A 14,524-nucleotide genomic window follows, 5' to 3' on the forward strand; every position below is an offset into this window, starting at 1 on the left:
AAGAGTTAAAAGCAACTGCCTTTTATCTGCAGACAAAACGTTCTTCACTAATATTTATCAGCGCAGGTTTTTCTCTGCCGCCGGCCATCAAACCGGTGAGAACAATCTACTACCCAGAAAGCAATCATGGAATATAAAACTGAATATTAATATAAATTAAGGATATGTATGCCACAAAATAACAAAAAATAGATTTTAATGCCAAAACAAGTCAAAAATTATAATTACTGTAAATAAAAAAACCGACTGACTTACATTTAATTAAGTAATTAAAAACACAAAGTAAGAATATTCTAATTCACCGACAAGCAAGCGAGTTGAAAAAAAAGCTGACGAGCCACATTATTAATACCGAACAGACTATTTACAGGGAACAAGATGAAATACATTATAAATAATGCCATCATCTATGATGAGCGTAAGGGAACGCTGTCACGCAGTAAAAAAGGTGACAAAGAAATCGTTTTATTAAAGCCGGCACAGAGATTGCTTTCACTATTTATTGAAAGCAATAATGAAATTGTGGAAAGGGAACGCTTACTGGACGAGGTGTGGAACAATCACGGCCTGACGGCCTCCAATAATAACCTGAGCAACTACATCTCGGGGTTACGTAAAACGCTGGCGCAGCTGGGGGAAGAGGATATTCTGGTCACCTATCCGCGGCAGGGATTTAAACTCGTTGCGGAGTCGGTAGTTGTGTTAGCGGATGAAAATGCCAATAATTCGCCTGATGCAAACCGCCTGACGCTGAAAGGGAAAATAAAACGTATAAAACCGCTCGCCCTGTTGCTGGCCTGCTGCCTCGTGGCGATCGGCGGCGCGGTCTATCACTATACGGCGAACAACGATCTGAGTTTTATCGGTAAATATCACAGCTGCAGCATCTTCGCCATCGACAGCACGCAGGATATTTCATCGGCCAGGCGGCTGCTGAGCGAGTTCGACTACGATTGCGGCAGCGACGCCAGCGTATACTTATACAACCAGGTGAACGATAACGACGGCGACACCACCTCAGCCATGATGACCTACTGTCTAAAACAGGGGGGCGCGCCCTGTAAAACGGTCAACCTGAAACAATGACGCCGGCCCCCGCAGAAGGGCCGGTACAGCAGGGGGTGTTAGCGGCGGTTACAGATAAAGTTCGGGGAGTGATTATCGGCAAAAATATATTGCTTATCATTGACCTTTTCGACCGTAAACAAAATATCTTTCCCAACGACGGGAAACAGGCTGTCCACGACGGCGTTGTCACTGTCGTCTTTTGGGCGCCGGACAATGCTGGTTGGGCGCAGCAAAAATCGCCCCTCACTCGCGCTATACTTCATGTTGATGGTTCGCGCGAGGGTAAAGTGACGGTTATTGTATGTCGCCGTACCATTGATGATAAATGCGCTTTCCCGATCGTTGATGTTAACAATGCTGATAAAAATCACCCGCGACAGAGATAAATCGCCGTCATGATACTCCGAGCGAATCACCGCATTGCATTCCGGCATTATCGGGGTGAAAAAACGCAGGTATAAACCGGTAAGAATAAGCGCAACGCCAAGCGCGCTCACCGCCATCAGCAACAGCCTTCTCGTTCTATTTTCTGAAGACATACACATTCTCGCAAGCTGCGCTGATATTCCCTTGCGTTTTAGGGCAATAGGCAAAGAAAGTCGCTAACGAATGTAAAGCGCTGAGAACCAGCGCGCCGCCGTTGTAATAATAAATCGTCGCCGGCTTTTCACAGCCAAACCCGTTTGCCGCGATGTTCTGCGCCACATCCTGCGAGGAGATGCTGGAACGCACCAGCTTATGGTGGCTGTTGATCATCTCGACATCGCAGTTGTTTATACGTGCGCCGGGAATGAATTGCGCAGTGGGAATTGAAACCTGACGCACCCCGGCGCCGAAGACCATCAACCCCAGGATAAAAACGGCCAGCGCCAGGCTCTCCCAAACATACTTTATGCGCCATTTTTTTCCTGTGTCGGCCATGACGCTCACCCGCTTAACTACCGTATCGTCAGCAGGCTCTTCCGTGCGAAAGACTCTCGCCTGGAGCTGAATGCCCTGTTTCGGCAACGTGACTAATACCTCATTTTCCCCCAGTTCAGAGAAAGCCTTGCGCAGCTGCGAAAGCGCGTTGTTCAGGTTATTGCCGGACTCGATCTGCCCATAGCTTCCCCATACGTGACTGAGCAAGAAGTCGCGACTCAACACTTTATTATCATTTTTTATAAATACTAATAGCAATCTGTTAATCGTCGCCGTTAGCGAGACTTTTGGCTGTTCATCATCAATAACGCAAAGCTCAGAGATATCTTCTCGATAAATTATTCTGTTGTTTATCACATAAGCCATAGCGCACCTCTTGTTGATCGCTTATATGATATCACAACGCAACATTGATAGGAATATTCTTACAAATAAACGAAAAAACCATTGAATACACTGAGTTACAATACAGTAAAAATCAATATAAAACCCACCATTCCTGTCAACCAAGCAGAACCTTCACTCATTTTGACAATCATCAACCACCACGCTAGAAACAAATTTTTCACTGTTTCTTTCCATTATGATATCAATAGTACGGCCTGGTGGCGTCTCGGCAAAAATATTCAGCGCCTCTTGTGCATTATTAATGTTATTTCCTGCTACAGTAGTTATAACATCACCTATCGTTATCCCCGCTTCACTCGCCGGCCCTTTATTTTTCACCCCGGTGACCGTAACCTGATATTTTCCGCCAATATGTTCGCTGGAACGACTGACATTGGCGGCCTCCACCCCAATGCAGCCGCGAATCACTCTGCCATCCGCAACAATTTTTTGCATCACGTTCTTCACCAGCGGCGCCGGCAAAGCAAAGCTGATGCCAGCCACGCTGTTCAGATCTTTGTCTACCGAGAAGACCGACGTATTCATACCGATCATTTCACCGAATGAATTCACCAACGGCCCGCCGGAATTACCTTTATTGATAGGCGCATCGGTTTGAATAAATGTTTGCCTGCCGATAACGCCGAAGCCGCTGCGGCCAATCGCGCTGACAATGCCATGTGAAACCGAACCGACCAGGTTGTAAGGATTGCCAATCGCCAGAACAAAATCGCCAACCTTGAGCTTGTTACGATCGTTAATACGGATCGGCGCCGTTCCCGCCGGCTCTATCTTCAATACCGCCAAATCGGTCAACTTATCGTAACCGACAAGGGTCACCGGCCTTATGCTCGCATCGCTCAACAGAGCCACGGTAGTTTTTATTCCATTGACGACGTGATAATTCGTCACCACATGCCCCACCCGGTCCATAATGACGCCGGTCCCTAGCGGGCAACCATAATCACCACCATTACAATCCTTGGAATATATATATACAACGGATGGTAATGCATTCTCTATCGCCTGGCTCAAGGATAATTCACGGCTCCCCTGCACGCTCAGGTTATCGAAACATTTAAAATAGATAACGCTGGCCGCTACGCCAATAAGAGCGCAAATTAACATATGAGTCATCCTGTTATTCATCGCGCCCTCAATGTGACGAAATCATTATTATCAGAACATTCTTCATACCGAAGATAAAATGCGCTGACAAGAAAAAGTTCATATCATCACGGCCGGCAGCGCCAATGGCAACTCGGAACAGGCCATCATGTACGCGTTGACGCAGGAACTGCTGTGGAAAAAAGCATAAGAAGTGCTACGGTTAAACCGCAGCAGCGAGAAAGGCCCAGCCAAATCGCCCGCTGGCTCTCACCGGGCGATTTGGCCTTGGTCATATTATTTCACCGCCAGCGTGACTGCCTCCTGCTTGAAGCCGTAGCGGCTCAGCGGCGTGATCACCACCGATGTCGGCCGGCCCTCTACCGCCAGCGTCTGTGTTTCACCGGCCATCAGGTAGTAGTTGTTCAGCGTCGCCATCTTGCCCGACGGCTGCAGCGCCAGCTGCGGCGCCAGCCGCACCACGTGCAGGCCGGCGTTGGTTATCGTCAGCCGACCGTCCGCCGCGCTCAGCTGCAGGTCGTCCCACGGCGTCTTGCTCACCGCCACCGATTTCGGCTGCAATATCAGCCCGATGCTCTGGCGCACCGGCATGCGCGCGCTGTTGTCCACCGCCTGGCCTATGCCTTCGAACGACGCCTTCAGCATCACCTCATGCGGTAGCACCGTACCCGGCTTCAGCACGAAGTTCACCTGCTGGCTCTGCCCCGCCTCGATGCGCGCTATCGGCGGCGACAGCAGCACCGCCTTGCTGAACCCTTTGCCATCCAAATCCTCCACCTTCGTCGCCAGCAGTATCGGCTCCGATGAACCGTTCCGGATGCTGAAGTTCACCCGCCCCGGGTTCTCCTCCAGCACGATGCCCATGCTCTCCAGCTGAAACGACGCCCCGGCGGAGTGCACCAGCCCCATCGCCAGCCACACCCCACCCAGCCATTGCGCCAGACTTCGTTTTATCGTCATGCTTGCTCCTCTCTTTTCATCCGTTATGGGGCCTGGCCGCCTGCCGCACGACAGACGCCATCCCCCTCTTCGTACAGCACCGACGGATCGAACGCCGCCGGCACCGCGTAACTCACCACGCATTCGTTCATATTCAGGCGCCGCACCCGCAGCGCCTTGCCGATATCGTCATTCACCAGCATCAGATTGCCCTCGCCTATCAGCGTGCCCAGCAGTTGCCCCCGCTCGTCATGCACCGACGCCCCGGTCGGCAGCGGCGTCCCGTTCTCATCCCGCAGGGTCAGCAGCAGCTGGCGCACTTCGGTCACCCGAAAGCGCCGCTCCGCCACCGTGCCGCGCGCCAGCTCAAACGCCGCTTCGGTGCTGTCCAGCCGCAGGTTCAGCGGCAGCGACAGCGTATCGACCTGCGCACGCAGCGGCAGATAGGGCATCAGCGCCGGCAACAGCGCATCGCCGGCGAAATCCGTGATGCCGCTGCCGCCACCCGACACGCTGACGCCGGACTGCCCCGGCACCTTCATCACCGCGAAGGTGTCGCCGATGCGCTGCGGCGACGTCACCCAGGTGCCGTTGGCCACCCCCAGCCCGCCCGACGACGACAGCGACAGCGAACGGCTGCCCTGCCCGCTGCGCGAGGCCCCCAGCGCCAGCCGGGTATAAGGCGTCTCGCCGCTCAGGCTGCCGGCGGTCTGATAGTCGCCGTCCGCATCCCGCGTCACGTCCAGGTAACCGTTCAGCCGGTCGCTTACAGGCCCCTGCCAGCTGCCGCCCAGCGTCATTTGATTGTTGCGCCGCGCCTGCAACCGGCTGCTGACGCTGCCCGCGCCCCAGGGCAGGCTCAGCCCGGCGTAAACCGCCGCGCGGTCATAGGCGGAAGACTGCAGGTTGACGCTCAGCGTCGCCCGCCCCAGGCTGATGCCGTACGCCAGCGCATGCGTCCAGCTGCGGCGGCTGTCGCGGTAATAACGCTCGTGCGACAGCGAGTAGGTCAGCGCGCCGGCGTTCAGGGTGCGCCAGGAGAGCGCCAGCCCGCCGTTGTAGCGCAGCCGGGTCGCTCCCGCGTCTTCCGCTGCGGGCGGATTCAGCGCTTCATCCGCCTCCCGAAAGCCTTCGGTGCGATACTGCGACGACAGCGACAGCGCCAGATTTGGCCCCAGCGCCCGCTGCCCGAGCACCTCCAGCTGCGCCCCCCGTTGCCGGCCGCGGGTGAAAATCGCGCCGGCCGACAGCCAGTTGCCGTCGGCATCGCCCCGCGTGCCCTGCCATCCCAGACGCTGATAGGTCCGCGCCAGCAGCCCGCCCGCCGTCATCAGGCCGCCCCGCTCATCGCGGAATGCCTTCTCGCCCAGCAGCAGCGCCGGCGGCGAGGCGCCATCGCGGCCGGCGCCGTAGGGCCGGTAACGCCCCGCCGCCAGCCGGTAATCTCCGCTCTGCCCCGCCGGGTCGCCGCTATCGGGCGTCACCGTAAAGCGCTGCTGCCGCCCGTCGGTTTCGGTCAGCGTCACCTCGGTCTCCACCCCGGCCATCACCGGCCCCAGCTCGCTCAGCGCAAACGGCCCGGCCGGCAGCAGGGTGCGATACATCACCTGCCCGCGCTGTTTGACCTCCAGCGTCGCCGGGCTCGTCACGCTGCCCTGCAGCGGCACCGTCAACACCGCACCGCGCGCGCCGGTATCCAGAGAGGCCAGCTGCCCGCCGCTGAGCGGCACGTTGCCGCTCAGCGCGCCGCCGGCGCTGAACTCGCCGAGCTGAACAAAGGCGCCCCAGGCGGGAAAATCTTTGGTCGCCGAAGTCTCGTACACCTCAAGCCGGCTGCCGCGCTCGTCGTTGCTGTAGTTTGAGCGATTGCGCAGCACCCAGTTGCGCAGGTTGATGCCTGGCTCCAGCATCGCCTGCAGCGTCTGCTGATTGCCGTAGCGCCCCTGGCGGCGGTTGCCGTACAGGTCATAGTTCAGCAGCAGCGCATGGCCGCCCGACTGCTCGGTGCGCAGCTTGTCCGCATCGAACGCCGCTTCCGGCAGGGTGATTTCCACCCGAAAGGCGCCGGGAAACGGCCGCACCGTCGCCTGCGGCCAGTGCGCGTCAAAACGTTCGCAGGCTCCCGGCGGCGGCACGGCCCGCAAACGCAGCGTTTCCGCCAGCCGTTCATCCAGGCAAAGCTCACCCTGCGCATCGAAACGCACCTCTTCCTGGTAACGCTGCGCGGCGTTGACCTCCAGCGTCACCCGATGCACGCCCGGCAAAAACCGGGCGGTATTGAAAAATTCGGCGATATCCGCGTTGTACCCCAGCTGCGCCAGGGTTTTGACATCAAATCCGGAGGCAATGGCTTTCGTCATCGGCCAGACCAACAGAAACAGCAGCGCCGATGCCCTTTGTCTTATAGACACGTCATCTTCTCGGGGTTAATTCAGGAGTTGGCAGGTTCAGAAAAGGGGGAGAAGCTCCCCCTTGCGCTATCCATCAGGCATTAGAGTCCAAAACCGAACTCCAGCGTGGTGGAGCCGTCCAGGTTGGTATCTTCGCCGACGCCGCCGTGCATATCGCCGCTTTTAGCCAGGAAGGCTTCAACCATCAGCTGCACAGTGAAGGTCTTGCCGATGGCCAGCGTATTGCCGGAGGTCTGAGCCCAGCCGGCCCGTTTGCCATGTTCAAGCTGTACCGAGGCTGAGGTTCCCGAGATCGTGCCGTCTTGAGCCACGAACATATTCACGGCTCTGCCATCAACCTGAGGAAAATAGGCAGTGATCGCATAAAAACCCAGTTTGCCGGTATTGTTGATACTGCCGAGACCGAAGGTTTTACCCGCTTCGCTGGCGGTGCCCAGACGGTTATCGATCGCATTGAAGGTCATCGGCGTTTCAGCATCGCATTTCACTTCCATAGTGCCGCCGCCTTTTGTTCCTAAACTGACGGCGTTGTCTTTATTGATCCGCATATGGCTGATACTGCCGTAATCGAAGATCCCGTCATTGGGCAGCGACACTTCGCAGGTCGGTGCCACCAGTTCCCCCACCACTTTGATTTCCGCAGTCGGGCCGGCGGCCTGACTGCCGCCGGCGACCAGCAGCATCGCAGCCGCCATCATGCGTAACGTAAATTTATTCATTGTTCGGCTTCCTTATATCGCTACAGTCCAAAAAAACCTTCAGGCACTCAAATGCCGTACGCGAAACTGAGCGTGGAAGAACCATCCAGTTTTACACTGTCGGTGATCGGGCCATTCATGTCTTTGGAAGAAGCCAGATAAGGTTCAACCTCAAGCACTGCACGGAAATTTTTACCGCTGTTTTGCACATTGCCGCTTTTGCCCCAGCCGACGATGTTGCCTTTATCAAGATAAACGGAATTGGCCGTGGAGAAGGTCGTGGTGCCTTTTTTGACGCTGTATAACGCGGAAGGTATGGCATTAACCGCCGCACTGAACACGTTCACCTTGTAATATCCGAGCTTGCCGGAACCATTAACGCTGCCCAGGCCAAAGTGGGTGCCGCCCGCAGTGCTGGCGCTGCCTTCACGGTTATCGACTACGGTGAAGTTTAAAAAGGTATCAGCTTCACAAGTAATGGAGAGTTCTTTTTGCGACTTGCTCAACGCCGTGGCAGTCGACGTGTTGATCAACGTATTCGACAATTTACCCAGATCGAAAACCCCGTCATTCATGATGGTCACCTGGCAAGACGGCACCGCCATCTGCCCTTTGACTTTCAGTTCCGGCGACATGGATGCGGCAGTCGCGACATTCGCCATCAACATCATTGAGGCGATGCTTGCAGAGATTACTGTTTTTTTCATAATGAATTATCCATATTCATAGTTAATACTTGCCCTGTTTAAAACCGAAAACAGGACGTTTGGCGGAGATAAAATCCCCTCGCTCATTCACGCTCACTGCAATTAGCCGTAATGGCCTCAGGCAATGCAGAAACGGCATGCGGTATTGCTTTTTGTTTTTTATTATTCAGAGCCCAAATACGAAACTCAGCGTTACTGAGCCGTCCAGCGCCGTTTTGTCGGTCACCGGTGTGGTGGCGGTCAGAACGGGCGTGACCGAGATATCCATGGTATAGGCGCGCCCGGCGATGCGCGTCGCATCAGGCTGCAGCCATTCGGTGCACTCGCCGGACCGCAATGAAACCGCTGCGCTCGGTAATGCGGTGGTTGAACTGCGTGAACGCAACAGCGCCGGCGCGCCATTTACGCTGGATTGAGTCAGGCCGAGCATGAAATAGCCGATAGGCAGCCCATCCGGCGTGTTGCCCAATCCAAAATAGTGCAGTGCCGGTTCGCTGCGGCTCGCCGCCCGATTGTCCGTCGGAATCAATGCCAGATAAGCGTCACCTTCGCAGCGTATCTGCCAGGTTTGCCTCAGGGTCGGCAACAGCTGCTTGCCGCCACCAGAAGCATTGCCTAACACGGCGCCATAGTCGTAAACGCCATTGTTGCCGGCAATAACGGAGCATCCTGAATACTTTATTTTTCCTGAAACCTTTATCTCGGCCGAAGGCGCAGCGATAAGTTGGGCGGAGAAAAACACCCACAGGGTAAAGGCCCCTGCTTGCAACACTTTATTTTTCATTCCGATAGGCTTTCCATTCCATGAGTCCGTGCGTTTGCCGCTGCGCCAATAGGCTGAGCGGCAAAGTATTTTCCCTGCCGATTATTGAGGCGCTAATGCTCACTTATTCAGGCCAGGGCCAGAAGATGCCACTGTGCCGGTGCCGTTAAACTTAACTTTTCAACAGGGAAATTGAAATATAAAGCCAATTAACCGCCTTGATTTAGCACATGTACAAAAATAAATAACATTATGTAGATATTAATTACAGAAAAACGCAGCCGCGCCCTACAAAGCAGGAAAATCCCCCTGTGACAATCATCTTTAATTAGCAATCTCACCACAAGAAAAACAAATATAGAGAAGGCTAAAGGTCATTAATAAGAAATATATCCCTCTCATCGCAAACTAAAGGAATCCAATAATAAACAGAGCGAATAATCTATTTTATTTCAAATAAGATTAAATATGAGTCAGCAACCCATCAGACTATCAGCCCGTATCGAAAAGCCCAGCCGTCAGGCCATTGGCTTAACGCTTGCCGGCTGAAAACGGGGTATGGCCAATATCATCGGCCAAACCGGGAAGACTAACTGAACCCTCTTTCCGGCTCACCATCAAGCCTGAGCAGAACAAGATAGAGGGGTTTACAGCACCCGCGAATAGACCCGCGAAGCCTCGCCCCAGGGATGATACCCGAGCCCGTTATACACGAAACCGCTGCGCTCGTAGTACCCTTCCAGATCGGTGCACAGGTGCAATTGCGGGAAGCCCAACCGGCGAGTTTCCGCCGCCACATGCTCAATCAGTTTGGCTCCATAGCCCCGGCCGCGCTGCGTTTCCTCTACATAGAGCGCGCATAGCCAGGGATAGAGCTCGCCGCGGCTGATAAAGTCGTTGGTAATCAGCCCCGAGCAGCCGAGGATCTGGTCATTTTCCATCAGCAGGTACCACTGCGGCAGCGGGTTGGCGGCGCCGATACTGCGGTTGATGGCGTCTTCATACATCATCAGCGTTTCTGCCGTAGCCCAGTGCCGCTGAAAATAGGCAATGGCGCGCGGCGCCAGCTCGGGCGCTTGCCGCACCGAAATCATGTCCATCGTCATTCCTGTTATCGATATTGTCAGCGTAGAATTATGCAGCAATATGCAGAGTATGGCAGCGGCATTCCGCCGCCATCGTTCATTCCAAGGAGTCATCATGACGCAAAACATCTATGACAATCAGGCCTTTTTCGACGGCTACGCGCAGCTCAGCCGTTCGCAGCATGGCCTGGACGGCGCGCCGGAATGGCCCGCCATCCGCCGCATCCTGCCGGATTTACAGGGCAAAAGCGTGGTCGATCTCGGCTGCGGCTACGGCTGGTTCTGCCGCAGCGCGCGCGAACAGGGCGCCGCCAACGTACTGGGGCTAGACGTCTCGGAAAAGATGCTGGCCAGGGCGCGGGGGATGACTGACGACGCGGACATCGAGTATCGTCGGCAAGATTTGGCGCAGCTGCAGCTGCCACCGGAAAGTTACGATCTGGTCTACAGCTCGCTGACGCTGCACTACCTGGAAGATCTGGCCGCGCTGTTCGCCACGGTTTACGCCGCGCTGAAACCCGGTGGGCAGTTTATCTTCACCGCCGAGCACCCGATCTACACCGCCCCGGCGCAGCAGGGCTGGCTGACCGACGGCAACGGGCAGAAATCCTGGCCGGTCAACGGCTACCAACGGGAAGGCCAGCGCGTCTCCAACTGGCTGGCGGAAGGCGTCATCAAGCAGCACCGCACGCTCGGCAGCTATATCAATCCGCTGGCGCAGCAAGGGTTTATCATTGCGTATTTGAACGAATGGGGCCCCAGCGCGCAGCAAATCGCCGCTAATCCGGCGCTGGACGAAGAGCAGGAACGCCCGATGATCTTCATTCTCGCCGCCCGCAAACCCGCCTGATGCTTGCCTGATTTACCCGCAGTACACCATTAACACCGCCAAATTTGGGGAGGCCGCCTCCCCCCAACGGCTATTGCGCCGGCAGCGCCGCCCCGTGCGCCGCGAAGTGCGTCAGCGCCTCGCCCTCCATGCGATAGCGCACCCACTCGCCCTGCGGCTGAGCGCCGATGCTGAGGTAGAAATCGATGGCCGGTTGATTCCAGTCCAGCACGCTCCACTCCAGGCGGCCGCACTGCCGCTCGCACGCCAGCCGGGCGATGTGCCGCAGCAGGGTTTTACCGGCGCCCGCGCCGCGATGCTTCGGCGCCACGTACAGATCTTCCAGATAGATGCCGTTTTTACCCAGCCAGGTGGAGTAACTCATAAAGAACACCGCATAGCCCGCCGGCTCGCCGTTCACCGTACAAATCAGTGCTTCGGAACAGGCGCCCGGTCCAAACAGGCTGCGTTCGGTATCTTCCACGCTGGCCAGCACCTGCTCGCGCGCTTTTTCGTACACCGCCAGCTCGATAATCATATCCAGAATCAGTTTGGCATCGCTTTTTTGCGCCGGGTAAATCTCAATGGTCATGGTGAATCCTGAGTGTATTGATGACTGTGCTTGCCAGCATATAGCGCCTCCAATACTGTATGAACTGCATTTTCATCAACAGGTAATGAATATCATGCATCTGGATTTGAAACGTCTCGATCTCAACCTGCTGCTGGTGTTCGAGGCGGTGTATCGGCTGAGGTCGGTGACGCGCGCCGCCGCAGAATTGGCCCTCAGCGCATCGGCGCTGAGCCACGCGCTGATCCGGCTGCGCAAGGCACTGGCGGACGAGCTGTTCTACCGGGTCGGCAACGACATGCATCCGACGGTGTATGCCGACAGCCTGGCTCCTACCGTCAGCGAAAGCCTGGCGCTGCTGTCTAAAGGGCTGCATCCGCGCCCGCGCTTCATCCCCGCCGAAAGCCGAGAAAGCTTCACTTTCGCCATTACCGATTACACCGCTTTCGCGGTGTTTCCGGCGCTGATGGCGCAGATGCAGCGTCTGGCGCCTGGGCTGTCATTTCAGCTGCGCTATTCCGAGCGCAAAGTGGCGCTGAACGATCTGCTGGCGGGGCGCATCGATTTCGCGCTGGGCTTTACCGAAACCGACGGCGAAAGCTACCCGGAGATCGACGAGGTGAGCTGGCTGGAGGATGAGTATGTGGCGATCTGTTCGCCCGCGTTCAGCGCAAGATACGGCGAACTGACGTTGGAAAATTACCTGCGGGCGCGCCATCTGGTGGTGACGCCGTGGAACGAGCAGCGCGGCGTCATTGACTATCAGCTCGACAAACTGGGGCTGCAACGCGATATCGCCATTCGCACGCCTTCATTGCTGGGCGCACCGTTCATCGTCGCCGACAGCGAACTGGTGATGAGCATGCCGCATTACGCCGCGCAAAAATTACGCCAGGCGGCGGTACTGGATGTCCACCCCCTGCCGTTTCCGGTGCCGTCGTATCAGATCAAAATCTACCTGCACCGTAAGAACGGCAGACCGGAGGCCTGCCGCTGGTTACGGCAACAGCTGCAGGCGCTGGCGGCGTTATAACGCCGGTTCGCCGATCGGCAGATACCCCTGCCACAGCGGCCGGGCCGGTTTGCCATGCGGGTTGGCCCGCAGATGAACGTGGTAGCCCTGCAGCGCCTGCAGCAGCAGGCAGTCGTCCACTTCGGCCAGATCATCCTTGTGCTGTTGCGCGCTGTCCCTCAGCAACACCCGCTTGGCTTTGTCTTTGGCCTCATCGGCGGAACGCGCCACGAACAGGCCGAACTGGTGCAGTTCCGCCAGCTCATCGCTGCGGTAACCGCCCACATTGACGAAAAACAGCTTCTCTTCACCGGCGAACGGCGCAGGTTCCAGGCTTACGTCGTAACCGTCCGCCCAGTCGATGCGCGCATAGCCGTCGACATGCACCTTGCGCTTGTCGCCAAACCACTTTTCACGCAGCAGCGGGTAAGCCTCTTCCGGCCGATCCGCCGCCGCAAACTGCACGTCGTGCAACTCAATATTGGCGCCCGGCGCCGTACCGCCCACATAAAACATCAATAATCCCGGCATGTTATTCTGCTCTCCTTGGTGATAATCGCTGTATAAATTAATACATAACGAAACATCTGCCAACGGCAGCGCCATTCTGTGTTATCAATAGATGAGGTTTAATCTGTTGTGGAGGAACGCATGGCATTCAATATCGGTGATTTTGTGCAACGCACCACCGGCGGCCCAAAGATGACCGTGGTGGCGATCGACGGCGAAACCCTGGTTTGCAGCTGGAATGAACTGGGTCAAGAGCAGCGCACGGAGGTGCAGGCCAGCGACGTGGCGCTGTACCACGAAGACGGCGATTTCGGCGTCTGCTGAATGACCGGGGCGCGCCGCGCCCCGTTATCGCCTCAGGCGCGAATGTCTTGATAGGCCGGTGTGGTATCGAACTCATGCTTGGCGAACGGGCACAGCGGAATGATTTTGCGCTGTTCCGCGCGCATTTTCTCCACCACCAGCGCCACCAGCTTTTTGCCGACGCCCTGTCCCTTCAATGACTCATCTACCCAAGTGTGATCGATAATAGTCAGCTTGTCGCCGCTCGGCACGAAAGAGATCTCGGCGATCGTCTTGCCCTGCTCGTCATTGATATAAAAACGCTTCTCGTCTGCCAGTATTTTAAGATCCATATTATTTCTCCCTATATTTCAGTGCACCGCTGGGACAGGTGTCGATAACGCGTTTCACCTCGGCCGGCTCGGCATTGTCCGGCATAATCCACGGGCGGCGGTTCAGGGTAAAAATAGCCGCGTTGCCGCGCACGCAGTTGGCGGAATGGCGGCAGATCGCGCTGTTAAAATAAACGTCAATCTTGTCGCCGGAATAACGGCGGTAACCGGTTGCGGTCAATTCCTCGTCCATCATGGCCTCACATTGCCTGTTTTATTGTTTTTGCTCCAGGCTCAAGTATAGGCAATGTCGCCGGCTTCACCACGCGTCTCGCTCACCGAAAAAAGAGGCGCAACCGCCCGCCGCCGCTAGAAAAAAACGTAAATTGATCTAATCTTTAATCAGCAAGACAACATAATTCCGACAGTGGCTAAGGAGTTCGAAATGGGTGATAGCTCAAAAGACGGCGTAATTCTGCTGTCCCGCATTCTACTGATGGTTCTGTTTATCATTTTCGGCTGGATGAAACTGGTCAACTTCGGTGCGACCGTCACGGCGATGGAAGGCTATGGCACGCCGATGCCTTATTTGGCGGCGATTATCGCCGTGGTGGTGGAGTTTATTTTCGGCATCGCGCTTATTCTCGGCCTGTTTACTCGCCCTATCGCGGTCATTTTCGCCCTGTATGTTCTGGGCACTGCGTTTATCGGCCATCCGTTCTGGAAGATGACCGGCATGGAAATGATGGGTAACGAAATCAACTTCTTTAAAAACATCAGCATCATTGGCGGCTTGCTGTTGCTGGCGGTAACCGGCGCCGGCCGTTATTCGCTGGACTATAAAATATTTAATAAATAATTCATCGATACGTCAATGGCAG

Annotated in this window: 18 protein-coding genes; 5 read left to right on the forward strand and 13 right to left on the reverse strand. The window is 55.9% G+C overall.

The features are described from left to right. The first annotated feature begins 378 nt into the window (after positions 1–378). On the forward strand, positions 379–1,086 hold the full coding sequence (locus tag AAIE04_RS15195; protein ID WP_498577269.1) for a winged helix-turn-helix domain-containing protein: 708 nt from the start codon (positions 379–381) through the stop codon (positions 1,084–1,086). A gap of 38 nt (positions 1,087–1,124) precedes the next feature. On the opposite strand, the gene AAIE04_RS15200 is transcribed toward AAIE04_RS15195, so the two are convergent. From AAIE04_RS15200 to AAIE04_RS15240, 9 genes are all read right to left on the reverse strand, one after another. After that, the gene (locus AAIE04_RS15200; protein WP_498057688.1) at positions 1,125–1,607 is read right to left on the reverse strand and encodes a FidL-like protein; all 483 of its coding nucleotides are present in this window, start codon (positions 1,605–1,607) and stop codon (positions 1,125–1,127) included. Next, the gene (locus tag AAIE04_RS15205) at positions 1,591–2,355 is read right to left on the reverse strand and encodes a winged helix-turn-helix domain-containing protein (RefSeq protein ID WP_498577270.1); all 765 of its coding nucleotides are present in this window, start codon (positions 2,353–2,355) and stop codon (positions 1,591–1,593) included. Before AAIE04_RS15205 ends, AAIE04_RS15200 begins: the two co-directional genes overlap by 17 nt. Before the next feature lie 153 nt (positions 2,356–2,508). Beyond that, a complete protein-coding gene (locus AAIE04_RS15210) occupies positions 2,509–3,513 on the reverse strand; it encodes a S1C family serine protease (protein WP_498577271.1) in 1,005 nt (334 codons plus the stop codon). A gap of 267 nt (positions 3,514–3,780) precedes the next feature. Beyond that, positions 3,781–4,464: a fimbria/pilus chaperone family protein gene (locus AAIE04_RS15215; RefSeq protein ID WP_498577272.1), complete on the reverse strand. Its 684-nt coding sequence runs from the start codon at positions 4,462–4,464 to the stop codon at positions 3,781–3,783. Positions 4,465–4,487: 23 nt separating this feature from the next. Then, a complete protein-coding gene (locus AAIE04_RS15220) occupies positions 4,488–6,854 on the reverse strand; it encodes a fimbria/pilus outer membrane usher protein (protein ID WP_498577273.1) in 2,367 nt (788 codons plus the stop codon). An 80-nt stretch (positions 6,855–6,934) separates the two neighbouring features. Continuing rightward, a complete protein-coding gene (locus tag AAIE04_RS15225; RefSeq protein ID WP_498577274.1) occupies positions 6,935–7,573 on the reverse strand; it encodes a DUF1120 domain-containing protein in 639 nt (212 codons plus the stop codon). Between the two features lie 47 nt (positions 7,574–7,620). Beyond that, positions 7,621–8,259 (reverse strand): DUF1120 domain-containing protein, encoded by a 639-nt coding sequence (locus AAIE04_RS15230; protein ID WP_498577275.1) that lies wholly within the window; start codon positions 8,257–8,259, stop codon positions 7,621–7,623. A 166-nt stretch (positions 8,260–8,425) separates the two neighbouring features. Then, on the reverse strand, positions 8,426–9,043 hold the full coding sequence (locus AAIE04_RS15235; protein WP_498577276.1) for a DUF1120 domain-containing protein: 618 nt from the start codon (positions 9,041–9,043) through the stop codon (positions 8,426–8,428). Between the two features lie 626 nt (positions 9,044–9,669). After that, positions 9,670–10,122 carry a GNAT family N-acetyltransferase gene (locus tag AAIE04_RS15240; protein ID WP_498577277.1) on the reverse strand — a complete coding sequence of 151 codons (453 nt, stop codon included), beginning with the start codon at positions 10,120–10,122 and terminating at the stop codon, positions 9,670–9,672. Positions 10,123–10,222: 100 nt separating this feature from the next. On the opposite strand from AAIE04_RS15240, the gene AAIE04_RS15245 reads away from it, so the two are divergent. After that, positions 10,223–10,957: a class I SAM-dependent methyltransferase gene (locus AAIE04_RS15245; protein WP_498577278.1), complete on the forward strand. Its 735-nt coding sequence runs from the start codon at positions 10,223–10,225 to the stop codon at positions 10,955–10,957. Between the two features lie 70 nt (positions 10,958–11,027). On the opposite strand, the gene AAIE04_RS15250 is transcribed toward AAIE04_RS15245, so the two are convergent. Then, on the reverse strand, positions 11,028–11,528 hold the full coding sequence (locus AAIE04_RS15250) for a GNAT family N-acetyltransferase (RefSeq protein ID WP_498577279.1): 501 nt from the start codon (positions 11,526–11,528) through the stop codon (positions 11,028–11,030). A gap of 85 nt (positions 11,529–11,613) precedes the next feature. On the opposite strand from AAIE04_RS15250, the gene AAIE04_RS15255 reads away from it, so the two are divergent. Continuing rightward, on the forward strand, positions 11,614–12,540 hold the full coding sequence (locus AAIE04_RS15255; protein WP_198637333.1) for a LysR substrate-binding domain-containing protein: 927 nt from the start codon (positions 11,614–11,616) through the stop codon (positions 12,538–12,540). Here AAIE04_RS15255 and AAIE04_RS15260 read toward each other — a convergent pair. Next, the gene (locus AAIE04_RS15260; RefSeq protein WP_063919941.1) at positions 12,535–13,050 is read right to left on the reverse strand and encodes a DUF1543 domain-containing protein; all 516 of its coding nucleotides are present in this window, start codon (positions 13,048–13,050) and stop codon (positions 12,535–12,537) included. The genes AAIE04_RS15255 and AAIE04_RS15260 overlap by 6 nt on opposite strands. A gap of 120 nt (positions 13,051–13,170) precedes the next feature. Here AAIE04_RS15260 and AAIE04_RS15265 point away from each other — a divergent pair, with 120 nt between their 5' ends. After that, positions 13,171–13,353 (forward strand): GDFGVC terminal motif YodC-like protein, encoded by a 183-nt coding sequence (locus tag AAIE04_RS15265; RefSeq protein ID WP_019452265.1) that lies wholly within the window; start codon positions 13,171–13,173, stop codon positions 13,351–13,353. Between the two features lie 32 nt (positions 13,354–13,385). Here the strand turns inward: AAIE04_RS15265 and AAIE04_RS15270 are convergent, their stop codons facing one another. Further along, a complete protein-coding gene (locus tag AAIE04_RS15270; protein WP_019452264.1) occupies positions 13,386–13,664 on the reverse strand; it encodes a GNAT family N-acetyltransferase in 279 nt (92 codons plus the stop codon). Between the two features lies 1 nt (position 13,665). Continuing rightward, the gene (locus tag AAIE04_RS15275) at positions 13,666–13,896 is read right to left on the reverse strand and encodes a (4Fe-4S)-binding protein (RefSeq protein ID WP_498057712.1); all 231 of its coding nucleotides are present in this window, start codon (positions 13,894–13,896) and stop codon (positions 13,666–13,668) included. A 192-nt stretch (positions 13,897–14,088) separates the two neighbouring features. On the opposite strand from AAIE04_RS15275, the gene AAIE04_RS15280 reads away from it, so the two are divergent. Beyond that, positions 14,089–14,502 carry a DoxX family protein gene (locus tag AAIE04_RS15280; RefSeq protein WP_019452262.1) on the forward strand — a complete coding sequence of 138 codons (414 nt, stop codon included), beginning with the start codon at positions 14,089–14,091 and terminating at the stop codon, positions 14,500–14,502. The last annotated feature ends 22 nt before the right edge of the window (positions 14,503–14,524 follow it).

This window comes from Serratia sp. Ae19-1, from assembly GCF_059801225.1.